The sequence below is a fragment of the Actinoplanes sp. NPDC023936 genome, assembly GCF_040639325.1.
Classification (GTDB): Bacteria; Actinomycetota; Actinomycetes; order Mycobacteriales; family Micromonosporaceae; genus Actinoplanes.
On the sequence record NZ_JBEZZR010000038.1, the window covers coordinates 33,715 to 54,029 of the forward strand.

The following is a 20,315-nucleotide window of genomic DNA, read 5'->3' on the forward strand; positions in this document are numbered from 1 at the left end:
TGCGAAAGAGGCGTATGAAGCGAAAGACCTGAGGTCAGGCGGCGAGCCGGGCGACCAGTCCGTGCCGTGGCGCCAGCAGATGGGCGAGCAGGAAGGCTCCGGTGAGGGTGAGCACGATGGTGCCGCCGACGGGCAGGTCCCAGGACCAGGACAGGTAGAGCCCGATCAGGGCGCAGCCGGCGCCGATCGCCGGCGCGAGCGCCATCATGGCGGGCAGCCGGTCGGTGAGCAGCCGGGCGGTCGCGGCCGGGGTGATCAGCAGGGCGAGGACCAGGATGTTGCCGATGGTCTGCACCGCCATCACCACCGCGAGGGTGACCAGCACGTAGAGCATCAGGTCGAGCCAGAACACGCGCAGCCCGAGCGCGCGGGCCATCTCCCGGTCCAGGGTGACCGCGACGAACTCCTTGTGCAGCAGGAACACCGTCAGGAGTACGGCGATGGTGGTGCCGCCGACGACGTACAGGTCCCGGTCGGGGATGCCGGTGATCGAGCCGAACAGGAACTGTTGCAGCGAGCCGGCGTAGCCCGGCGCCCGGGAGATGATCACGATGCCGAGAGCGAACGCGGCGACGAAGAAGATCCCGATGACGGAGTCCTCCTTGAGCCGCCGGTTCTGCGCGAAGACGGTGACCAGCAGCGCGGTGACGATGCCGGCGACAGTGCCGCCGAGCACGAGACTGCCGGAGAAGAGGAACGCGATGGCCAGGCCGGGAAACACGGCGTGGGCGACGGCGTCGCCGATGAAGGCCATGCCGCGCAGCACGACGTAACAGCCGACGACCCCGCACATGATCGCCGACAGCACGGCGATGGTCAGGGCCTTGGGCAGGAAGGCCAGGTCGGGGTTGCTCAGGTCGGCGAGGAACTGCCACGGTGACACGTCAGGCTCCGGCGAGGTCGAGGGCTTTGAGCAGGTGGCTGCCGGGACCGACGTCGAACGTCCGCATCCAGACCTCCGGATCTTTCAGATCCGCGGGCGGGCCGGAGGCGATGACGGTGCGGTTCAGGAGAATCAGACGATCACAGATGTACGCCGCCGCGGTCAGATCGTGAGTGGCCATGAGGACCGCGCGTTCCCGGGCGATCTCGGAGAACAGTTCGGTCAGCGTCTCCTGAGCCGGCATGTCGAGACCGGTGAACGGCTCGTCGAGCAGCAGCACCGACGGCTCCAGGACCAGTGCCCGGGCCACGAGCACACGCTGCCGCTGCCCGCCGGACAGCTCACCGACGGGCCGTTTGCGGAGGTCACCGAGCCTCACTTGATCGAGGGCGGCCCAGGCGGCCCGCCAGTGGGCGACCTTCGGGCGGCGGAACAGGCCGATCCGGCGGACCAGGCCGCTGAGCACGGCGTCCTGCACCGAGACGGGGAAGTCCCAGGTGAACTCGTGGCGCTGGGGCACGTATCCGGCGCTGCCGGTGCTGACCGTGCCGGCGCGCAGGGGCACCAGGCCGAGGGCGGCGCGTATCAGGGTGGTCTTGCCGGCGCCGTTGGGACCGAGCAAGGCGCCGAACTCGCCGGCGTCCAGGCGCAGGTCGACGTCGCGCAGCACGGGACGGCCGCCGAGGTCGGCGGCGACCCCGGTCATCTGCAGGGCGGCGGTCATCGCGTCGGCTCTTCCTCGGCGCGGCGGCGCACGGCGGACTGCCGCAGCACGAGCAGGATCAGGACCAGGACGGCGACCCCGACCGCGATCGCGACATAGATGAGCGCGTTGCCCGTACCGGAGGAGGGGTTGTGAGCCTGGGCGGCTGCGGACCCGGAAGCGGCCGGCAGGGGTGCGGTGAAGGCGGCGCCGAAGGCGTCGTCGGGGTTGGTGGTGTCGCCGACAGCGAGGCGCAGGACCGTGCTCGCCGAGGCGGTGGAGCCGTCCGCGAGGTCGGCGGTGACGTCGACGGCGAGCAGGTAGGTGCCCGGTTTGCCGAAGACCCAGTTGGCGTGGGTGTGCGTGTTGGTCTCCACCCACATCGGCTGCGGGTACGGCTTGGCGGAACTCCACAGCACCTGCGGGGCGCCGAGATTGCCCGACTGGAGGAACACCGTGACGTTGCCGGGCCCTTGGACGCCGCGCAGGTTCATCGTGACACCCCGGCTGATGGCGCCGAGAACGCCGGGGTCCTGGGTGTTCCAGCCGATCCAGACGACGCCCTGCTTCTCGGTCTGCGGCACCACGTGCACCTCGGCGCCGGGTTGCTCGCCGAGGAAGGCGTAGGCCTCGTCGTCGGGAACCGGCTGCCGGGCGGTGTCACGAATGCGGAGCACCGTGTCCGCCGGTTCACGCCACACCGACGGTACGGCGTGGTCGTCGTGGATCTGAATGGTCCACGTGCCGTCACGCAGACGGGGGCCGATGTCGACGTGGCCGGATTCCAGCACCGCTCGGCCGGCCGCCTGGGATTGGCCGGGGTCGAGTGACTGGTCGAGGTCGGGTGCCGGGCTGGGGGCCGCGACGAGAAGCACGGCGAGCAGGGACTTGATCAAGGTTGGTCCTCGGCTGGTTCAGGAGAGGCAGGAACGGAGCGAGTCGGCGTTGAAGCGCATCATCGCCAGGTAGTCGGTGACACGGTCGTCGAAGGCGTCGCCGTAGATGTCGCACACCCGCACGTCCTGCTGCTTGGCGACTTCGACGAGCGTGGAGGAGCGGGAACGCAGGTTGGGCTCCAGGAAGACCGCCTTGATGTGCAGGTTGCGCAGCGTCTCGGTGAGGCGGCGCCGGTCGGCGAGGCTGGGTTCGACCGCCGGGTTGGGGGTGACGAAACCGGCGACCGGGATGCCGTAGGCCTTCGCCAGATAGGCGAAGGCGTCGTGGGTGGTGACCAGATGCCGGTTCGCCGCCGGGATGGCCTCGATCTGGGCCTTCATGTACGCGTCGAGAGCACTCAGCTCGCCCAGGTAACGGTCGGTGTTGGCGCGGTAGTCGGCGGTGCCGGCGGGGTCGGCGGCGATCAGGCTGTCCCGGATCAGCTCCACGTAGGACTGGGCGTTGCCGACGTCCTGCCACAGGTGCGGGTCGATCTCGCCGTGGACGTGCCGGCCGAGCACCGCCTGTGGCAGCTGGTAGATCCGCGTGCCCGGCCGGCCGAGGAACCGGAAACCCGGGCCGGCGGGCACCTCCTTCAGGGCCTTGGCCGGGACCTCGATCACGGTACGGGCGGGATCGTGCCGCTTCTGTTCGGTGCCGCCCTCCCCGTCGGTGTACAGGTACAGCCGGCCGCTGTCGATGTCGGCGGTGACATCGGTGTGGCCGTCGCGCAGCACCAGCGCCCCGCTCATACCCGGCACGGTGTGCGGGTCGACGCCCACGGCGAAGGTGAACGTCTGCTCGCCCATCGGCACGGGCCTGCTGTCGGCGGACACGGCGAGCTCGGCGCGCAGCGTGAGGCGGTAGACGCCGGGTTCGGTGAACGCCCAGCTCATGTGGGTGTGCGCATCCGGCGGCAGGGTCATGGTGTCGTCGCGGTAGCCGTTGGCCGGGTCCACGCCGTCGCCGGAGTCGAACGCCGTGTCGGGGTTGCCGAACGACTCGGTCAGATAGGCGGACAGCCGGCCCGGACCGTCGATGGCTGTCGCGGAGAGCCGGACGTCGGAGGAGCGGGTGACGCCGTGCGCGGTGCCGTCGCCCCTGGCGCGCAGGCCGAGCCAGATGGTGTCCAGGGAGACGTCCTCGACGAGCGGGATGATCTCGGCGGCGTATTTGGTGGCGCCTTCGGCGAGCGAGATCTGCCGGACGCCGTCGGGCAGGTTCGCGTCCATCGTCTTGATCACGCTCTGGGCTTCGAGCAACAGGTAGTTGCTGAAGGCGACGTCGGCGTAGACGACGTTGCGCACGTCGCGCAGGGTCGGCTCGTAGGCGTGCGCGTCGGCGTTGTCCGGCACGATCGAATCGACCAGGACCCGGTCGCCGCCGACGTTGCGGACCAGGTCGGCGAGGATGCCGGTGGTGGTGACCACCTGGACCCGGCCGTCGTTGTCGGACAGGGCGGGCGGTGGTGCGCAACCGGCCACGGCTCCGAGCGATAACGTGGCGGCGAGCAGGCGTTTCATCAGGCTCCGGGTACGGTGGGCGGCGGGTCCGCTCCAATTGCGCTGGAGCGGACCCGCCTCGATTACGGCAGGCTTGGTTACGGCAGGCTTGGTTACGGCAGGACGGTGAAGGTGAACGCCTTCGTGCCGGTGGTGACGGTCGCTCCGGTGGAGAGCAGCTTGCCGGTCACCTCGTAGTTGACGGTGTAGGTGCCGGCCTGGGTGAAGCCCCAGTTGGCGTGGGAGTGCGCGTTGTAGGCGACGGCCCGGGTGTCCGGCAGCCCGTCGCTGGAGTCGAACAGCCTGGTCGGCGTGCCGGAGGCGACCGTGTAGACGCTGACGTGGCCGGGTCCGGTGAAGCTGTTCAGCCGGAACGTCACCGAGTTGGCCTGGAAGACGCCGGACGGGATCTCCGCGGTGTTCCATCCGGCCCAGAGCAGGCCGCTGGTGTTGCCTTGGGGGAGCACCCAGGCGGTGCCGCCCGCGGCGCCGAGGAACGACCACGCGCTGCCGGCCGGGATGGTGATCTTGGCGGCTGCCGGCACCTGGAAGACCACGTCAGCGGGGTTGCGTTCCACCAGGGTGCCGCCGGTCGCGTCGCCCACGTTCAGGGTGAGGGTGCCCGGAGCGGTGTAGTCGACGTCGAGGACGTCGACGTGGCCGCTGGTCAGCGTGGTGGCCGCGTAGGCGGGCGAGCCCGCCGTCACCACCAGTGCGGCCGAGAGGGCGGCCGCGGTCAGGAGGCGCTTCACGGCTGGACCACCACCTTGTAGACGGCCGGGTCAGAGGTGACGGTGGTGCCGTCGGTCAGGGTGCCGGTGGCGCGGATCTTGATGAGGTACACGCCGGACTTGGAGAACGCCCAGCTGGCGTGCTGATGCGAGCCGGCCTCCAGGCTCAGCGTGTCGGGCAGGCCGTCGGCGCTGTTGACCAGCACGCTCGGGGTGCCGACCGCGTCCTCGGTGAAGAGTGCGAGCCGGCCGGGGCCGGTCACCTTCTGCACCGCGAGTGAGACCGTGTCGCCGGCGAAGACGCCGGCCTCGATCTCCTCGGTGGCGATGCCGGGCCAGAGCAGCTCCTCGTTCTGGATCTCGGGAAGGATCCAGGTCGGCTTGCCGGCGGTGCCGAGGAAGGCGAAGGCCGGGTTGTCCGGGACGGTGGTCTTGGCGGCGTTCTTGACGAGGAAGACGACGTCGTCGACCTCGCGCTCGACGTCGGGTTCGACTGTCTCGTCGTGGACGCCGATCTCCAGGGCGCCGTCCTCGTAGGCGAGGTCGACGATGTCGACGTGGCCGGAGCTCAGCACCACGGTGCCGGCGGCCTGGGCGGGTACGGCCGTGCCGAGCAGGGCGGCGGCGAGGACGCCGCTGCCGATCAGGAGGCGGAACGGTTTACGCAAGGCGATCTCCTTGAGGCGAGTCCGGCTCCGAGCGGCCGGATCGACGTAAACGATATTGGTTTTCATGTTCGTTAGGAAGGGTCCGGGGTGGACATGTGGTCCGTCTCGCCGCGTCGGCGGCGAGTGAGCACCACGGTGACCGCCCCGGCCACGAGCAACACGGCGCCGCCCCCGGCGATCGACACGATGTTCATGCCGGTCTTGGCGAGGCTGCCGTCACCCGAGTCGTCGCCGGTGCCGGCTCCGTCTCCACTGCCGGTGCCCCCACTGCCGGTGCCCGAACTGCCGGTGCCCCCACTGCCGCCCCCGTCGCCGGAGCCGCCGTTGCCGGTGTCGTCCTTGCCGTCCCCGGTGTTCGTGGAGTCGCCCACGGCCAGAGTCAGGGTCTTGGTGTCGGACACGCTCTTGCCGGCTGTCGTGGTCGCGGTCATGTCGACGGTGAGCTTGTAGACGCCGGCTTCGGTGAAAGCCCAGTTGCCGTGCGCGTGTGTGTTGGGCGCGACGCTGAGCCGCTGCGGCAGTGTCTTGGCGGAGTCGAAGACGACCTCGGGCGTGCCGAACGAGCCGGTGAGGAAGAGCTTGAACTCGCCGGGCCCGGTGACCTGCTTGAGCCGCCAGGTGACGTTGCCCTTGGTGCCTTTCACCACCGACTCGTGCTGGGTGTTCCAGCCGGGCCAGACGATGCCGGACTGCTGCGACTGCGGCAGCAGGTACACCTTGTCGCCGGCCTTGCCGAGGAAGGCGTACCCGCTGCCGGACGGAACGTCGATGACCGCCTTCTCGGTCACCTTGAGCGTGACGTCAGCCAGTTCACGCCAGGTCGGGGGAGTGGTCGAGTCGTCCTTGAGCTTGATCGTGAGGGCGCCGCCGGACAGCTGAGGTCCCATGTCGACGTGGCCATCGGAGATCACCTTCTTGCCGCCGGCCGCGGCGGCAGAGGCTGCCGGCGGCGCGGCTTTCGGCGCGGCGGCTTTCGGTGCGGCGGCGGCCTCGGCGGCACTCGCGGCGGCAGGAGCGGCCTGCTCCGACCCGCGGGTCTGCTCCGGCTCGGGGTCTTGCGTCGATGGACCGGTCGGGGCCTGCGCGGGCACCGAGACGGTGTAGACGGCTTCGTCCCGCAGAGTCCTCGCACCGGTGCGTGTCGCCGCCCGCAGTGTCACGCGGTACTCGCCGGCGGCGTCGAACAGCCAGACCACGCCGCCCAGCCGCTGTCCGGCGGGCAGCCGGGTGCTCCTCTGACCGTCGCTGTCGAGCAGCAGGGTGGGCCGCCCCCACTCCGAGAGCGTGTAGGCGGCGAAGGAACCGGGGCCTTCGACCGATGCCAGTTCGAGGGTCACCCCGTCCGTGGTGATCGCGGTGGTGTCGAACGTGGAGAACGGTGAGCCATCCTGTAGTGACCACACCGGCGCGCCGGGCTTGCCGAGGAAGGCGAAGGCCGGATCGTCGGGAACGACGCCGACCGGTGAGCCCGAGGCGGTGAAGCGCACCGCCTGCGGATCCGTGCCGGTCTGTCCGAGGCTGCGAAAGCTCATCCGCAGTTCGCCGGACTCCACGGAGAGCGCCAGCAGGTCGGCGCCGTCGGCCGGCGTGGCCGCGACAGCCGGAGCCCCTGCGGTCAGTGCCATCGCGAACGAGGTGGTGGCGACGGCGACGGTCGTGCGCAGGTCGAGCCTTCTCCTGCGGGTCATGAGGTTCCTTCCTTCTCCAGGGTTGCGCTTGCCTGCTCGCGGCCGCGTCGTTCAGCGGCGGCCAGGGCCGCCTGCACGCGGTGGTTGCGCCGGCGGCGGGCGAACAGCCAGGCGAGCAGGAGCGCCGCGGCGGCCGCGACGATGATCAGCTGGGGCCACGGCATCAGCCAGAAGGCGTGCTGGGATGCCGCGCGGGCCGGTGCGGGATCGATGGGGCGGCCGTCGGCGGGTGCGGGCATGATGTCGACGGTCAGGCTCTCGCGGACCAGCGGCGGCACGGAGTCCAGCGCGATGGTCGTGGTCAGCGATCCGCCGGGCAGGATCTCCGGGATCGCGTTCGCCGCGGCGGTGCGGCTGCCGAAGCCGAATGGTCCCTCCACCCGGGCCGACGGGGTGCCGCCGAGGCGTACATTGCCGGTGTTCGTGATGGTGAAGGCGGCGGTGACGCGCGGCAGTGACAGCGGGTTCCAGGACGTCGCGGCCCCGATCTCGACGCCGGTGATGCTGAGGGCGGGCCGCAGGGGTCCGGCCACCCGCAGGTAGACGCGGGCGCCGACCCGGTGATCGACGGAGACCTGGTTGCCCGCGCCGTCCGTGGCCGCGGCGGCGAGCGAGGCGACCACGCCGCCCGCGTGGTCGCCGGGGGTGGCGTTGGCCGGCACGGTCACGGTGAACGGCACGACGACCCGGGATGACGACGGCAGCGTGATCGTGGACTGCGCCAGCTTGATCCAGCTCCCGACGTCGGTGGGCGCGGCATTGCCGGCGCGCAGGTCGAAGCCGCCGCCCGCCGTGGTGAAGGCGTCGTGGGCGTAGAGCCGCAGGGTGAGCGGGCGCTTCGAGTGGTTGGTGACAGCGACGTGGTCGGTCACGGTGGCGCCGGGGTCGAGCTTGTAGTCCAGCGCCGGGCGCCCGTTCGGGCCTTTCGGGCCGGACGGCGCGACCGACCAGGTCAAGGAATCGCTCGTGGGCGCGGCCTGTGCGGGCGCGGGGCTGAGGAGGGCGGCTACGGCCAGGACGGCCGTGATGGCGCGGGTACGCATGAGGGGTCTTTCACTTCGTGACCGGCGTCGCGGGGCGGCCGGGGCGGGTACCCGAGTCGCCCCGCGACGTCGTCAGATGGCGGTCAGGGTGAGGGTGCCGGTGTAGGTGCCGGCTGCCGTGTCGGTCGGGACGCTGAGTTTCAGCGCCGCGTCGAGTTCGGCGGTGCCCAGACCCTTGCCGTTCGGCGCGGACGCGAGCACCGCGCTGCCGCCGAGACCGGTGTGCGGCTGGACGGTGCCGTACGGGTGCGACACCGGCCCGGCCACCACGCCCTGCCGGCTGCCCTGCGAGGTGATGCTGGGCGTCCAGCCGAGGTAGCCACCGGCGAAGGTCTTGCCGTCGTCGGTGCGGAATCCGTCGGCGACCTGGCCGGACGTGGTCCAGCCGGGTTGCGCCGCGCGGGTATCGGTCACCTTCACCGGCTTGAGCGGGCCGCTGCTCTCCCAGCGGTCACCGGCTGCGGAGAGCACGGCTGCCGGCAGGGCGACGGCCCGATCCTCGGGATCGACGCTGATCACGAGCGCGCCCTCGGACGCGTTGATGGTGGCGGTCACGGTCTTGGCAGTGCTGCTGCCCTCCGGGGGGAAGGCCACCCACAGCCAGACCTCGGTACTGGTCGCCGCGATCTTCTCGCCGTCGTAGAGCTTGACGACGTACTGGGTGCCGTTGAGGGCGCGCGTCGCGGTGAAGCTGTACGACGCGCCGGTCTCGCCCTCGATCGCCGTGAAGCCGTCCTCGGTGGGCTTCTTGCTGAACCACTGGTACTTGGTCAGCGGTCCCTGCGGGGACTGGACGGCCTGCAGCGTGACCGCGTCGCCGGGCTGATACTCGCCCTCGTTCATCCCGGAGATGCCCAGGCTGAGATCGCCGCCGCCGGACTGGAGGTCACCGACCACGAACTTGTAGTCGACCGGCCCGGTGCTGACCTTCGTGCCGTTGGCCAGCGTGGCGTCGGCCTGAAACTTCAGGGTGTACGTACCGGTCGCGGAGAACACCCAGCCGGCGTGCGCGTGGGTGTGTACCGGCACGTCCAGGTGGTCGGGCAGCCCGTCGTCACTGCGGAACTTGATGCTCGGCGTGCCGAGCGAGTTGGTGTCGAACAGGGTCACGTCACCGGGACCGTCCACGCCGACCAGGCTGATGCTCACCTTGTCGCCGGCGAAGACACCGGAGTTCAGCCGGCCGGTGTTCCAGCCCGGCCACAGCAGGTTCGCGTCCTGGACCTGCGGCAGCATCCAGATCTTGCTGCCCGGAGCGCCGAGGAACGAGAAGGCCGGGAGATCCGGCACCGTCGTCTCGGCAGCGGGCAGCACCTGGAAGGTGACGTCGGCCGGGTCACGCACCACCGCGGGGCTCACCGTGTCGTCCTTGACCTTCAGCTTCAGCGTCCCGCCCTCGTAATGGACGTCGACAGCGTCGGTGTGGCCTTTGGACAGCACCACCGTGTCGGCGGCGAGCGCGGGCGCGGCGCCGACGAAGGCGGTGGCGGTGAGAGCGAGGCCGATCGCAGCGGACATGACCCGCAAATCGGGTCTTCTCACGCAGGACTCCCTTCTGGACGAGCATGCAATTGAAAACGAATCTCGTTTTCGGTGGGAAGCTAGCATGCCGGGCCAGGGAAAGGGGGCGCTGCGGGGTGGGCGAGAGGGAACTAATCGATAACGATATCGATTTTCTTTAAGCCGCGCCAAGAAGTCGACACATGCGCAACGTTGCATAAAGGAATGGGGTGATCACCATCCGCTGACGATCCTCTTGGGATTGATCAGCTCACTTCAGCGGTGGTGTCGCGGCAGGACACATCGTCAATGCGCGGCCCGCTGATGAGGGCGGCACCCACGGTGCCGCCCCCGTCGGTCACTTGGCCTTGCGGGCGTACTTGGCGCGGAACTTCTCGACACGTCCGGCGGTGTCGAGAAGCCGTTGCTTGCCGGTCCAGAACGGGTGGCTGGCCGATGAGATCTCGACGTCGATGACCGGGTAGGTGTTGCCGTCCAGCATGTCCTCGCGCAGCGTGCAGGAGATACAGCCGTGCGCCAGGTCGACGGCAGTGTGCTCGACGATCGCGGCGGCGGACTCGACGGTGCGACCGGGTTGGCGCTCACGCCATCATCCTGCCGTCTCCTGTTGATAATGACAACGGTTTTCATTATAGGATCGCGGCATGTCTGTCGTCTGTGACGTGACCGGCGCGAAGCCGAGCTTCGGCAACGCCGTGTCGCACTCCCATCGCCGCACCCGCCGCCGCTGGAATCCCAACATCCAGCGCCGTCGCTTCCGTCTCGCCGACGGCCGCACCATCCGGTTGACCGTCAGCACCACCGGGCTGAAGATCATCGACCGCGACGGCATCGACTCCGTGGCCGCCCGCCTTCGGGCCAAGGGGGTGAAGCTCTGATGGCCAGGAGCACCGACGTCCGTCCCGTCATCAAGCTGCGCAGCACCGCGGGGACCGGCTACACCTACGTCACCCGCAAGAACCGCCGCAACAACCCCGACCGCCTGGTGCTGCGCAAGTACGACCCCGTCGCCCGCAGGCACGTCGACTTCCGGGAGGACCGCTGATGGCCTTCCGATTCCGCGAACTGGCGATGCGCGGTGACCTTCCCGGCGTCCGCACGGCCTCCCGGTAGGTGCCGGCCGCACGATCGAGGCGTCACGTCGCCGACCTCGCCGGTGACGTGACGCCTCGCCGTGTGTGGCCTTTCCCGGCGAGCCGGCGAGCCGGCGAGCCGGCGAGCCGGCGAGCCGGGAGGATCACACCTCGGTGACCGCCGAGGCCGGGTAGGCCTTCCGGAACGGGTCCGGCAGCCGCCGCCAGTGCTGCTCGCCGCGGGACAGCTCGGCGTCGGTGAGCAGGCATCCGGCCAGGGCGCGGTGCAGGCGTACCGGGTCGATGTCGATGCCGGTGAACGACAGCTGATGGTGCCGGTCGCCGTAGTACGGATCCCAGTCCAGATCGGCGGCGAGGCGGCGTTCGACGTCCACATCGTCCCAGTGCTCGCCGGGCAGGTCGGCCAGCCAGCCGCTGTGCGGCCCGATCGACAGCGTGCCGGCGGATTCCCAGGTCATGACGAGATCGGGCCGGCTGGCGAGCCAGAAGTGGCCGCGGGAGCGCAGCACGCCCTCGGTCACCTCGTCCAGGGCGTCGTGCAGCCGGCCGGGATGGAACGGGCGCCGGGCGCGGAAGACGCAGGCGCTCACCCCGTGCGACGGCAACGGTTCGTGTACGCCCACCGCGTGCCCGCGCAGGCCCCGGATGACCGCGTCCACCGGCTCGGCCCGGCCGAGGCCCGCGGTCAGCTGGTCACCGCGCCGCGGGTGGCCGGCCCACGGCGCGAGCCGTCGCAGCAGGACACGCAGCTGCTCGGTATCCCACTCGTCGTCGAGCTCCCCGATCAGCAGGACCGTGTCGGCCTGCTCGATCTGCCGGGCGACCAGGTCGCCGATGCTGCGTTCATCGCTGTCGTCGCGGTGCAGGTCCACCTCCCGTAGCAGCCGCTCGTCGGTCAGGCCGTCGAGCAGCAGGTCGGCGGGCACGACCGTGGTGACGACCGGGTTCGGCCGCCCGGTGCTGCGAATCTCGTCCGGCTCGGCGACCTCCGGCAGCACGGCGTGTCCGCCGGCGACCTCGGCGGTGGCGTGTGGCCAGAAACCGCAGAACACCGGTTCAGTGCTGATGGGCATGCGGTTGCGCCTGATCGAGGATCCACTGCGGGAACGGGTCGGCGAAGGTGCGCCAGTCGTCCTCGCCGGCCGCCAGCTCCTCGGCGGTCAGCAGGCACCGGCGCAGACCTTCGCGCAGCTGGTCGGCGGGCAGCCGTACCCCGATGAAGACGAGTTCCTGGCGCCGGTCACCGAACACCGGATGCCAGCGTTGCTCGAGGTCGGCCCGCTCATCCGGGTCGTCGGGCCAGACGCCGGTGACGGCGACCGGCACACCGGCCGCATCGCACTGCCCGTTCGGACCGGCCTGTGACCAGAGGCCGATCATGCCGGGCCGGCTGGCCAGCCACAGGAATCCCTTGGAGCGCAGCACCCCGTACTCGGTGATCGCGGTTTCCAGCAGATCCCACAGCCGCTGCGGGTGGAACGGTTCCGCGGCACGGAACAGCAGGCTGCTGATGCCGTACTCGATGGTCTCGGGAATGTGCTCGCCGTTGAGCTCGGCCACCCAGCCGGGCGCGGACTCGGCGGCCTCCATGTCGAAGCTGCCGGTGTCGAGCAGGTCCGCGGGGGAGACCCGGCCGAACGCCGAGCCGATCTGCCGGGCGCGCGGGTTGAGGCGGGTCACCAGCGCCTGGACCCGGGCGAGGTCCCCGGCCGTCACCAGGTCGGTCTTGTTGATCACGATGACGTCAGCGAACTCGAGCTGGTCCACGAGCAGATCCGCGATGGTACGGTCGTCGCCCTCGAACGCCGCCAGTCCACGCGCTTCCAGGCTCTCGCCCGCGTTGATCCGGGCGATGAGATGGGGCGCGTCGACGACCGTGACCATGGTGTCGAGCCGCGCGATGTCGGCCAGCACCCGGTCCTGCTCGTCGATGCCGAACGCGAACGTGGCGGCGACCGGAAGCGGCTCGGAGATGCCGCTGGACTCGATGATCAGGTAGTCGAAGCGGCCCTGACGGGCGAGGCCTGCCACTTCGCTGAGCAGGTCGTCGCGCAGGGTGCAGCAGATGCACCCGTTTGTCATCTCGACCAGGCGCTCCTCGGTACGGGACAGCTGCCCGCCGTCACGAACCAGCGCGCCGTCGATGTTGATCTCGCTCATGTCGTTGACGATCACCGCGACGCGCAGCCCGTCACGGTTGGCCAGGATGTGGTTGAGCAGGGTGGTCTTGCCCGCGCCGAGGAAGCCGGACAGGACCGTGACGGGAAGGCGAGCGGGCGTGGTCGTGGTGCTCATCGCGGCTCGGTCACCTGCCGATCGCGGTAGATGCCGCAGTGGGCGCAGGCGCGGTGCGGAACGACCTTTTCCTTGCGCGGGCAGGGGCAGTCGGCCAGGGCGGGAACGCTGGCCTTCCACTGGGCGCGGCGGTGGCGGGTGTTGGCGCGTGAGGTGCGCCGCTTCGGGACAGCCATGGGTGTTTCCTCTTCCGCTGGAGATCTGGCACGACACATCTTGTTGGAAACGGTTTTCATTGTAAAGTGGAGGTGCATCGGGCGCGGCGCCCGGCACTCCTGACCGACAGCGGGATCGCCGGGCGTGTGCACGCCAGAGCCCGGCGGACAACGGCGTCCGCCGGGCCACGCCCAGCGGGAAGCCTCGGGAAACCTCGCCGAAAGGAGACGACGCATGCCTGAGCAGGTCACACCCTGCACCGCGAAGGTCACCGTCCTGCTGTGCTGCGGGCACCGGTGCGCCGCCCTGGGGCATCGCACCGACACCGGTGTCGGTGCCGGAGAAGCGGCCACCCTGCTCGGAGTCCTCCGGGAGGCGGTCCGCAGAACACGCAACGCGGTGCTGGTCCGCAGCGAGTGCCTGGGCGCCTGCACCGTCGCGCCGGCGGTCGCGGTGATCAGCGGCGTCCCGGCCGGCGCCGGCCGGCTCTTCGGCCCGGTGGAGAGTCCCGCTCAGGTGAGCCGGCTGCTGGAATCGGTCGCCCGGGCCGATCGGGACGGCTGAACCCGTGCCTTCAGACGGTTCGCAGATCCAGGACATGCCAGCGGGCGGCGCCGGCGCCGCTGCTGTACCACCACACCAGACCGTTGCGGCTCTGCGCGTCGTTGGCCGCGGGGTCCAGCTCGACCGTCGTCGAGGCCGCGATGTCGTGGACGAGCAACGCCGCGGTGCGACTGGCGCCGGCATGCGGGCCGGGCTCGGCGAGGATCTCGAAACGGTCGAGTATCGCCACGTCGGGCACCGCCGCCCGGGCGGTCGCGCCGGCGATCTGCCGGCGAGCCGACCCGTCGGGACGCATCAGATCGATGCGGGCCAGTTCGTCACTGACCACCACCATGACCCGGCACCAGGTGGGGCTGCACGCCGCCAACTCGCCACCGCTGGTCGGCACGGCGACCTCACGACCGGTGATCAGGTTACGCAGCAGCAGGGCGGCCGTTCCGCGGCTGGAACCGTCGTCCAGCCACGGCCACGCCGCCATCGTCCAATCCCCGTCGACGCGTAGCACACGCACGAGGCCGCCCTTGCGCGCCACCGAACGCACCTCCGTCGTCCCGGCGCCGCCGTCGGGCTGGGCGGCCCAGTACACCCGGCCCTCATGATGGACCAGATCGTCCTGGCTGCCGAGCAGCACCGCGTTGCCGGTTTCGGTGGTGAGACGCCGGGCAGATGCGCCGTCGCGCCAGTTCGCGGCCCAGATCTCCGGCGGCCGCCCGTCAGCGAACTCCATCCACACGACGTCGTCTCCGGCGGCGATGATGTTCTCGAAGCGGGGATTGTCGGCGTTCGCCAGGCGGCGCAGCTCTCGTACGTCACCGTCGGCGTCACGCAGCAGAAGGAGCTGGAACTGCCCATCCGAGCTGGGTTCGGTGCCCACCACCGTGGCCGTGTCAAGGAACAACATCGGCCGCAGCGGCAGATCGGAGATGGTGTTGAGCCGAGCTTGCGGCCATGCCGCGCTCACCGGCACCCGTCCGCTCGCTACGGCGGGCTTCTGTTCGGGCGGGCCACCGCCGATGATCAGCACGCTGATGGCGGCGAGCGCGACGACAAGCCCGATGACGGACAGGCCGCGGCCGTGCCGCACGGGCCGGTCCGAGATCGGCCGAGCCGGCGCAGTGGTGGTCATTCGTACGGCCGCCGGGGTGATTCGATCCGCTGCCAGCTCGTCACCTCGAAATACGGCACCTCGGCCTCATTGACCGGATCCTTCTCCACCCTGTCGCTGTAGACGCCGACAGCCTGGATCCACGTATCGGCGGGGGCGTCGACACCGACACCGCCGGTCAGCCCGACCTTGATCGGGCGGCCGTCGGCCGCGCAGCACGCCAGCACCATGCGAGCCAGCATCGGACGCCCGTCCGGACCGGTGATGACGAACCCGGTCAGCCGCAGCGTGCGGCCGGTGAGACTGCGGCCCTCGTCGTACACCGCCCGGGACGCGTACTCCATCAAGCCCAGCGGCACCGGATCGCCCGGCGGCAAGGGCGGGAACTCCGAGTCGGCGGGTGCGGCGGCCAGGACGGTGCCGGTCTGCCCGGCGGCGTACGAGCCGAGCGCCGGCGGCGCGATCAGCAACAGGCCGACGGCCGGGAGGATCAGCAGCCACCCGACCCGAGGTTCGTGATGGCCGTGCCCGTCGTCGCCGGTCATCGCGGACCTGGCCGGCCGGAACTCGTAGTAGAGGGTCATCGCGGCGGCCGCCACCAGAAGCCCACCCGCGACGATGAGGAACGGCCGCAAGCCCTCCTTGACATAGCGCAGGTACGTGTCGGTGAGGCTGGCCTTGAGCACCGCCCCGCCGAACAGCACCATCACGAGTGCCTGTGCCTGCCGGTTCACCAGATCACCATCCCGACTCCGGTACCCACCAGCACGGCCGCGACGAAGGTGGCCGGGGCGAAACGGACGGCGAATCGCCGGCCGAACACACCGGTCTGCATCGAGATCAACTTGAGGTCGACCATCGGGCCGACCACGAGGAACACCAGCCGCGAGGTCAGCGAGAACTGCGACAGGGAGGCGGCGACGAACGCGTCGGCCTCGCTGCAGATCGACAAGAGGACGGCCAGGGTGGCCAGAGCCAGCACCGACAGGATCGGATCAGCGGCCAGCGTTTGCAGCCAGGACTCGGGTACGACGACGTTGATGGTCGCCGCGGCTGCCGCCCCGATGACCAGGAATCCGCCGGCGTGCGTGACGTCGTGCCGGCACGACGCCCAGAACGCGCGCGCCTTCGAGCTGTCGTCGAAGTCGGAACGGTGCGGCAGACGGATCCAATCGCTTCTTCCCAGGCGCAGCCACAGCCACCCCATCGCGATGGCGACGACCAGGCTGGCGACCGCACGTCCGAGAACCATTTCAGGATTGCCGGGGAAGGCCACCGCCGTCGCGGTCAGAACGATCGGGTTGATCGCGGGCGCCGCCAGCAGGAAGGCCAAGGCCGCAGCCGGCGTGACGCCGCGGCGAATCAGTGAACCCGCGATCGGCACGCTGCCGCATTCGCATCCCGGCAGAACCACTCCGGCCAGACCGGCGGCCGGCACGGCCACGACTGGATGCCGGGGCAGGGCCCTGGCCCAGAAGGAACGGGGAACGAAAACGGCGATCACCGCGGACAGCACGACACCGAAGACCAGGAACGGCACCGCTTGGATCATGACCGACACGAACACGGTGATCCAGGTTTGCAGCCCGGGGCCCAAGACCAGGTTCGCCAGTGGAGTGCGAAAGGCCACGAGGAGGACGAGCAGGATCGCCAGTCCCTCCACGGAGCCGAACCGCCGCGCCTTCAGGCCGTGCGAGCCGTCGTCCGCAGGCGCCGGCAGTGTGGACACGGAACGTTCTTGCTTCTCCGGCCGGGCACGAGTCGTCGCTCCGTCAGTGGAACTCAACACCGCACTCCCATTCCGCCGCGTCATTCGCCGGCGCGCACCATAGTTGCGGTCATCGATCAATTTACCGGTTGCCGGCGTGGACGCAATATCCGCTGAGTGATCGATCGAATTGATTCGTCAGTATCTATTGATGCACAATTTCTAATATCTTCATTTCGCGCGCGACATTCAGCCGGCACTGCGAATCGCCCGGGGGAGTCCCTGCTGCCGGGGGTGCTGGCAGGGGGGTTCTGGCAGGGTCTGTCTGACGGGCAAAACGGGCGCGTACGGTCGGTGACATGGCTGACAAGCAGCAGGTCCGCGCCGACATCCGGGAGTTTCTGACCACCCGTCGGGCACGGATCACCCCCGAGCAGGCCGGGCTTCGCGCCTACGGCAGCAGCCGCCGCGTCGCCGGTCTACGGCGCGAGGAGGTCGCCACCCTCGCCGGGATCAGCGCCGAGTACTACACCCGCCTGGAGCGGGGCAACCTCACCGGGGCTTCGGAGAGCGTGCTGGACGGTATCGCCCACGCCCTGCAGCTGTCCGACGACGAACGCACCCACCTGTACGACCTCGTGCAGGCCGCCGGGAGCAGCCGGTCCGCCGCCCGCCGCCGCCCCACGCAGGCGCGGGTCCGCCCGGCCGTGCAGCGGATCATGGACGCGTTGACGCTGACCCCGGCGTTCGTCGTCGACTCGCGGCTGGACATCCTGGCCGCCAACGAACTGGGCCGGGCCCTGTACGCGCCGATCCTCGCCGACCCGGTGAAGCCGCCGAACCACGCCCGGTTCCTGTTCCTCGACCGGCACGCCGGGGACTTCTGGCGCGACTGGGCGCAGGCCGCCGACGACGCCGTCGCGCTCCTGCGCGGTTCGGCCGGCCGTGATCCGTACGACGAGAAGTTGTCGAATTTGATCGGCCAGTTGTCGACGCGCAGCGACGACTTCCGGGTCCGGTGGGCCTCGCACGACGTGCGCGCGCATCTGACCGGCGCCAAGCGGATCCACCACCCGGTCGTCGGCGACCTCGAACTGCCGTTCGAGTCGATGCGGCTGCCGTCCGACCCGGGCCAGAGCCTGGTCATGTACACCGCGGAACCCGACTCGCCGTCGCACGCCGCGCTGCGGCTTCTGGCCAGCTGGTCCGCCCAGCCGCACACCCCGCAGCCGGCGGACCAGACGGCCACCGACGCCTGACGCCCTGTCACGCCACCCTCAGGAAGACAGCAATGAACCTTCGGACCTTCGGGATCCCGATGGCCGCCACCGGCGTGCTGCTGGCGGGACGCAGCGACCCCGCCCCGGTGCCGAGCAGCGTTGATGCCCCCGGTGTCGCACCCTCCCCATCAGCGGTGGAGGCGGGCACGGACGCCGACGAGACGGCGATCCTCCAAGCCGGCCGAGCCCGCACGCAGGCGATGATCGGCGCGGACACCAACCAGCTCGGTGAACTGCTCGCCGACGACTTCACCGCCGTACACATCACCGGCTACGAGCAGTCCAAGGCCGACTGGTTGGAGCAGGTCAGTTCCGGTGAGACGGCCTACCACGACGTTCAGGAGCAATCCGCGTCGGTGGCCGTCGACGGGGACACCGCTGTGCTGACGTCACGGAATCTGGTCACCGCCACCATCAACGGCTCGCGCGGCACCTGGCCCTTGGAGTCGACCACGACGTACGCCCGGATCGACGGGAACTGGCTGGCCACCCGTTCGCGCTCCACCACCTACTGAGGCGGCGGATCAGCAACCGGAAGCCGGCATGCCGGTGGCGGCGAGGGTCGACGTCGGCCCGAGATGACACCCGGCTCATGAGCGAAACCTCCCACCGGACATCGGCATGGTCGGGTGAGATCCGGCCGGCGGCCGAGCGAGAACGCTCGGCCGCCGGCCGGGCTTGCTACTGCGCCGGCAGGTCCGCCAGGTAGTAGTTCACGAGCGGAAGCCCCGTGAATCCGGTTGCCTCGTAGAGAGCGCGCGCCGGTGCATGTCCGGGATCGCCGCCGGTTGTCACATTGATGAGTCTGAACCCTTGATCGCGCAGTCGCCGGATGGCGAACTCCATCAAGGCTCGGCCGTGACCACGACGCTGATGCTCCGGGTGCACAGCGATCATCTCGATCACTCCCAGCGACTCGTCATGGTCCTGCCGGAGAACGACGAAACCGGCCGCGACACCGTCGGCCGTGGACACGACAAAAGACTCTGCCCCGTCATCGAGGCAGCATTTGCGGACGCTGTCGGCTTGTGCTGCCCGCCAGTCCGGGCGGTACAGCAGGCCGAAGATCGCCGATCCGAGGATGTTCTCGAAGGAGACGAAGACGGGCTCCCACGCGAGGAGGGACAGGTTGACGACAGCTTCCAGATCGGCAGGCGTCAGCGGCCGGATCTGGTGCGATGGCACGGTGACGTGAGACTGCTCGGGCATGCGAATGCTCCGTTCCATGACGACGAAGCCGATACGTGACACGTATGGGCCTGGGACGCAGGAAGCGGCGGAGCAACGTACTGAAAGGATGCTCGCCGCTCAGAAGCGGCGGGTCCGCCCAGCAGCGGCGCAGAAGCAGATGAAGGTCATGAGGCGACACTAGCGCATCACGCCGGTTCCGCGGGCTGCCGGCCACGGGTGCGGGGCCCGCCGGGCGGCGGGCCCCACTGGGCGGACGGGGTGCCGGTCAGCTCCCGACCTGGACCTGGAAGCGGCCGGCGGCGATGGAGGCGATGACGCCGCCGTCGATGAGCAGGTCGGAGCCGGTGATGAAGGCGCCGTCGCGGCCCATCAGGAACGCGGCGACGGTACCGATCTCGTCGGGGGTGCCGACCCGCCCGGCCGCCGACGCCTTGATCATCTCCTGGTAGAGAGCGCCGGCGGGGGAGTTGAGCTCGTCCAGGGCCAGGGGCGTCATGATGATGCCGGGGCTCAGCGAGTTGACCCGGGCGCCGCGGTCTCCCCAGGTGACGGCGGCGGCCTGGGTACGCAGCGTGTTGGCGCGCTTGGCCACGGCGTAGGCGACACCGGAGTTGACGATGGTGTCGGGCTGCAGGAACGGCAGGGCGGCGAGCTCGGCGGCCGGGGTACGGGCCAGGGCCTCGTTCTGCTCCGGCGGCAGCGGCGGGATCATGTGGCCGGCCTGGCTGGAGATGACGATGCCGGACCCGCCCGGGGCGATCACCCGGGCGAACTCGTCCAGGACGTGGGCGGTGCCGACCAGGTCGACGGCGATGATCGCTTCCGGGGACGCCTGCGCGGGGGACAGTCCGGCGGTCTGCACCACGTGCATGACGGCGCCGAGCTGCGCGGCGGTGCCGGCCAGTTCGCGGACGGAGTCCTGCGAGGACACGTCCACCTTCGCGGTCTGGGTCTGGTAGCCGGCGCCGGTCAGGGCAGTCGCGGCGGCCTTGGTGTTGTCCTCGTTGATGTCGGCGAGCAGGATCGTCTGGCCGACGCCGATGCGGCGGGCGATCGCCTGGCCCATCGACCCGGCGCCGATGACGACAGTGACTTCGGTGGTCATGACGTGTTTCCTTGTCAGAAGCAGGTGGGTTCGCGGCAGACCCTTGATGCCTCCACGGTCGCAGCCCTGCGGCGCCGGTGACAGGCCAGGCGATGGGGGGTCTGACAGGGACCCCCACCAGCCTCGCCGTTCGCGCATATCG

23 protein-coding genes are annotated in these 20,315 nt (G+C 70.1%); 5 read left to right on the forward strand and 18 right to left on the reverse strand.

All coding sequences use genetic code 11. The features are described 5' to 3' along the window. Nucleotides 1-34: 34 nt before the first annotated feature. The 10 genes from AB0F72_RS34050 to rpmE form a co-directional block, all read right to left on the reverse strand. Nucleotides 35-883 carry an anchored repeat-type ABC transporter permease subunit gene (locus AB0F72_RS34050; protein WP_360440280.1) on the reverse strand — a complete coding sequence of 283 codons (849 nt, stop codon included), beginning with the start codon at nt 881-883 and terminating at the stop codon, nt 35-37. A gap of 1 nt (nt 884) precedes the next feature. Further along, a complete protein-coding gene (locus AB0F72_RS34055; protein WP_360440283.1) occupies nt 885-1,607 on the reverse strand; it encodes an anchored repeat-type ABC transporter ATP-binding subunit in 723 nt (240 codons plus the stop codon). Beyond that, entirely contained in the window at nt 1,604-2,482 is an 879-nt protein-coding gene (locus AB0F72_RS34060; protein ID WP_360440286.1) for a choice-of-anchor M domain-containing protein, read from the reverse strand. The genes AB0F72_RS34055 and AB0F72_RS34060 overlap by 4 nt, the downstream gene beginning before the upstream one ends. 18 nt (nt 2,483-2,500) lie before the next feature. Then, nucleotides 2,501-4,045, reverse strand: a complete 1,545-nt coding sequence (locus tag AB0F72_RS34065; protein WP_360440289.1) for an anchored repeat ABC transporter, substrate-binding protein — start codon at nt 4,043-4,045, stop codon at nt 2,501-2,503. 92 nt (nt 4,046-4,137) lie between these two features. Beyond that, nucleotides 4,138-4,776: a choice-of-anchor M domain-containing protein gene (locus AB0F72_RS34070; protein WP_360440292.1), complete on the reverse strand. Its 639-nt coding sequence runs from the start codon at nt 4,774-4,776 to the stop codon at nt 4,138-4,140. Beyond that, nucleotides 4,773-5,423, reverse strand: a complete 651-nt coding sequence (locus tag AB0F72_RS34075) for a choice-of-anchor M domain-containing protein (protein WP_360440295.1) — start codon at nt 5,421-5,423, stop codon at nt 4,773-4,775. Before AB0F72_RS34075 ends, AB0F72_RS34070 begins: the two co-directional genes overlap by 4 nt. Before the next feature lie 71 nt (nt 5,424-5,494). Continuing rightward, nucleotides 5,495-7,111 (reverse strand): TIGR03773 family transporter-associated surface protein, encoded by a 1,617-nt coding sequence (locus tag AB0F72_RS34080; protein WP_360440298.1) that lies wholly within the window; start codon nt 7,109-7,111, stop codon nt 5,495-5,497. Continuing rightward, a complete protein-coding gene (locus AB0F72_RS34085) occupies nt 7,108-8,154 on the reverse strand; it encodes a DUF916 domain-containing protein (protein WP_360440301.1) in 1,047 nt (348 codons plus the stop codon). Before AB0F72_RS34085 ends, AB0F72_RS34080 begins: the two co-directional genes overlap by 4 nt. A gap of 72 nt (nt 8,155-8,226) precedes the next feature. Then, on the reverse strand, nt 8,227-9,672 hold the full coding sequence (locus tag AB0F72_RS34090) for a choice-of-anchor M domain-containing protein (protein ID WP_360440410.1): 1,446 nt from the start codon (nt 9,670-9,672) through the stop codon (nt 8,227-8,229). A gap of 340 nt (nt 9,673-10,012) precedes the next feature. Continuing rightward, nucleotides 10,013-10,180 (reverse strand): 50S ribosomal protein L31, encoded by a 168-nt coding sequence (gene rpmE, locus AB0F72_RS34095; protein WP_360440413.1) that lies wholly within the window; start codon nt 10,178-10,180, stop codon nt 10,013-10,015. A 139-nt stretch (nt 10,181-10,319) separates the two neighbouring features. Here rpmE and rpmB point away from each other — a divergent pair, with 139 nt between their 5' ends. Both rpmB and rpmG read left to right on the forward strand, forming a co-directional pair. After that, on the forward strand, nt 10,320-10,553 hold the full coding sequence (rpmB, locus tag AB0F72_RS34100) for a 50S ribosomal protein L28 (RefSeq protein WP_360440304.1): 234 nt from the start codon (nt 10,320-10,322) through the stop codon (nt 10,551-10,553). After that, a complete protein-coding gene (rpmG, locus tag AB0F72_RS34105) occupies nt 10,553-10,720 on the forward strand; it encodes a 50S ribosomal protein L33 (RefSeq protein WP_360440307.1) in 168 nt (55 codons plus the stop codon). The genes rpmB and rpmG overlap by 1 nt, the downstream gene beginning before the upstream one ends. A gap of 192 nt (nt 10,721-10,912) precedes the next feature. On the opposite strand, the gene AB0F72_RS34110 is transcribed toward rpmG, so the two are convergent. From AB0F72_RS34110 to rpmF, 3 genes are read right to left on the reverse strand one after another with little or no spacing between them, the layout of a single operon-like run. Continuing rightward, nucleotides 10,913-11,842, reverse strand: coding sequence for a GTP-binding protein (locus tag AB0F72_RS34110; RefSeq protein WP_360440310.1), 930 nt, complete (start codon nt 11,840-11,842; stop codon nt 10,913-10,915). Continuing rightward, entirely contained in the window at nt 11,826-13,064 is a 1,239-nt protein-coding gene (locus tag AB0F72_RS34115) for a GTP-binding protein (RefSeq protein ID WP_360440313.1), read from the reverse strand. Before AB0F72_RS34115 ends, AB0F72_RS34110 begins: the two co-directional genes overlap by 17 nt. Further along, nucleotides 13,061-13,240, reverse strand: a complete 180-nt coding sequence (gene rpmF, locus AB0F72_RS34120; protein ID WP_360440316.1) for a 50S ribosomal protein L32 — start codon at nt 13,238-13,240, stop codon at nt 13,061-13,063. Before rpmF ends, AB0F72_RS34115 begins: the two co-directional genes overlap by 4 nt. Nucleotides 13,241-13,454: 214 nt before the next feature. Here rpmF and AB0F72_RS34125 point away from each other — a divergent pair, with 214 nt between their 5' ends. After that, a complete protein-coding gene (locus tag AB0F72_RS34125; RefSeq protein ID WP_360440319.1) occupies nt 13,455-13,784 on the forward strand; it encodes a (2Fe-2S) ferredoxin domain-containing protein in 330 nt (109 codons plus the stop codon). Nucleotides 13,785-13,794: 10 nt separating this feature from the next. On the opposite strand, the gene AB0F72_RS34130 is transcribed toward AB0F72_RS34125, so the two are convergent. From AB0F72_RS34130 to AB0F72_RS34140, 3 genes are read right to left on the reverse strand one after another with little or no spacing between them, the layout of a single operon-like run. Next, a complete protein-coding gene (locus AB0F72_RS34130; RefSeq protein WP_360440322.1) occupies nt 13,795-14,910 on the reverse strand; it encodes a hypothetical protein in 1,116 nt (371 codons plus the stop codon). Next, entirely contained in the window at nt 14,907-15,623 is a 717-nt protein-coding gene (locus tag AB0F72_RS34135) for a TIGR03943 family protein (RefSeq protein ID WP_360440325.1), read from the reverse strand. The genes AB0F72_RS34130 and AB0F72_RS34135 overlap by 4 nt, the downstream gene beginning before the upstream one ends. Then, nucleotides 15,620-16,609: a permease gene (locus tag AB0F72_RS34140; protein ID WP_360440416.1), complete on the reverse strand. Its 990-nt coding sequence runs from the start codon at nt 16,607-16,609 to the stop codon at nt 15,620-15,622. The genes AB0F72_RS34135 and AB0F72_RS34140 overlap by 4 nt, the downstream gene beginning before the upstream one ends. 347 nt (nt 16,610-16,956) lie before the next feature. Between AB0F72_RS34140 and AB0F72_RS34145 the strand changes: the two genes are divergently transcribed. Together AB0F72_RS34145 and AB0F72_RS34150 are read left to right on the forward strand one after the other, a co-directional pair. Next, nucleotides 16,957-17,856 (forward strand): helix-turn-helix transcriptional regulator, encoded by a 900-nt coding sequence (locus tag AB0F72_RS34145; RefSeq protein ID WP_360440328.1) that lies wholly within the window; start codon nt 16,957-16,959, stop codon nt 17,854-17,856. Nucleotides 17,857-17,888: 32 nt separating this feature from the next. Next, complete coding sequence (locus AB0F72_RS34150) at nt 17,889-18,392, forward strand: nuclear transport factor 2 family protein (protein ID WP_360440331.1); 504 nt, start codon at nt 17,889-17,891, stop codon at nt 18,390-18,392. A gap of 166 nt (nt 18,393-18,558) precedes the next feature. On the opposite strand, the gene AB0F72_RS34155 is transcribed toward AB0F72_RS34150, so the two are convergent. Together AB0F72_RS34155 and AB0F72_RS34160 are read right to left on the reverse strand one after the other, a co-directional pair. Then, nucleotides 18,559-19,086 carry a GNAT family N-acetyltransferase gene (locus AB0F72_RS34155; RefSeq protein ID WP_360440334.1) on the reverse strand — a complete coding sequence of 176 codons (528 nt, stop codon included), beginning with the start codon at nt 19,084-19,086 and terminating at the stop codon, nt 18,559-18,561. A 247-nt stretch (nt 19,087-19,333) separates the two neighbouring features. Beyond that, on the reverse strand, nt 19,334-20,173 hold the full coding sequence (locus tag AB0F72_RS34160; protein WP_360440338.1) for an SDR family oxidoreductase: 840 nt from the start codon (nt 20,171-20,173) through the stop codon (nt 19,334-19,336). Nucleotides 20,174-20,315: the final 142 nt, after the last annotated feature.

Coding starts and splice junctions, on each gene's coding strand:
- AB0F72_RS34055 (WP_360440283.1), bottom strand. CDS start 1,607: ATGACCGCCGCCCTGCAGATGACCGGGGTCGCCGCCGACCTCGGCGGC.
- AB0F72_RS34065 (WP_360440289.1), bottom strand. CDS start 4,045: ATGAAACGCCTGCTCGCCGCCACGTTATCGCTCGGAGCCGTGGCCGGT.
- AB0F72_RS34080 (WP_360440298.1), bottom strand. CDS start 7,111: ATGACCCGCAGGAGAAGGCTCGACCTGCGCACGACCGTCGCCGTCGCC.
- AB0F72_RS34085 (WP_360440301.1), bottom strand. CDS start 8,154: ATGCGTACCCGCGCCATCACGGCCGTCCTGGCCGTAGCCGCCCTCCTC.
- AB0F72_RS34090 (WP_360440410.1), bottom strand. CDS start 9,672: ATGTCCGCTGCGATCGGCCTCGCTCTCACCGCCACCGCCTTCGTCGGC.
- rpmB (WP_360440304.1), top strand. CDS start 10,320: ATGTCTGTCGTCTGTGACGTGACCGGCGCGAAGCCGAGCTTCGGCAAC.
- rpmG (WP_360440307.1), top strand. CDS start 10,553: ATGGCCAGGAGCACCGACGTCCGTCCCGTCATCAAGCTGCGCAGCACC.
- AB0F72_RS34110 (WP_360440310.1), bottom strand. CDS start 11,842: ATGCCCATCAGCACTGAACCGGTGTTCTGCGGTTTCTGGCCACACGCC.
- AB0F72_RS34115 (WP_360440313.1), bottom strand. CDS start 13,064: ATGAGCACCACGACCACGCCCGCTCGCCTTCCCGTCACGGTCCTGTCC.
- rpmF (WP_360440316.1), bottom strand. CDS start 13,240: ATGGCTGTCCCGAAGCGGCGCACCTCACGCGCCAACACCCGCCACCGC.
- AB0F72_RS34125 (WP_360440319.1), top strand. CDS start 13,455: ATGCCTGAGCAGGTCACACCCTGCACCGCGAAGGTCACCGTCCTGCTG.
- AB0F72_RS34130 (WP_360440322.1), bottom strand. CDS start 14,910: ATGACCACCACTGCGCCGGCTCGGCCGATCTCGGACCGGCCCGTGCGG.
- AB0F72_RS34145 (WP_360440328.1), top strand. CDS start 16,957: ATGGCTGACAAGCAGCAGGTCCGCGCCGACATCCGGGAGTTTCTGACC.
- AB0F72_RS34150 (WP_360440331.1), top strand. CDS start 17,889: ATGAACCTTCGGACCTTCGGGATCCCGATGGCCGCCACCGGCGTGCTG.
- AB0F72_RS34155 (WP_360440334.1), bottom strand. CDS start 19,086: ATGCCCGAGCAGTCTCACGTCACCGTGCCATCGCACCAGATCCGGCCG.
- AB0F72_RS34160 (WP_360440338.1), bottom strand. CDS start 20,173: ATGACCACCGAAGTCACTGTCGTCATCGGCGCCGGGTCGATGGGCCAG.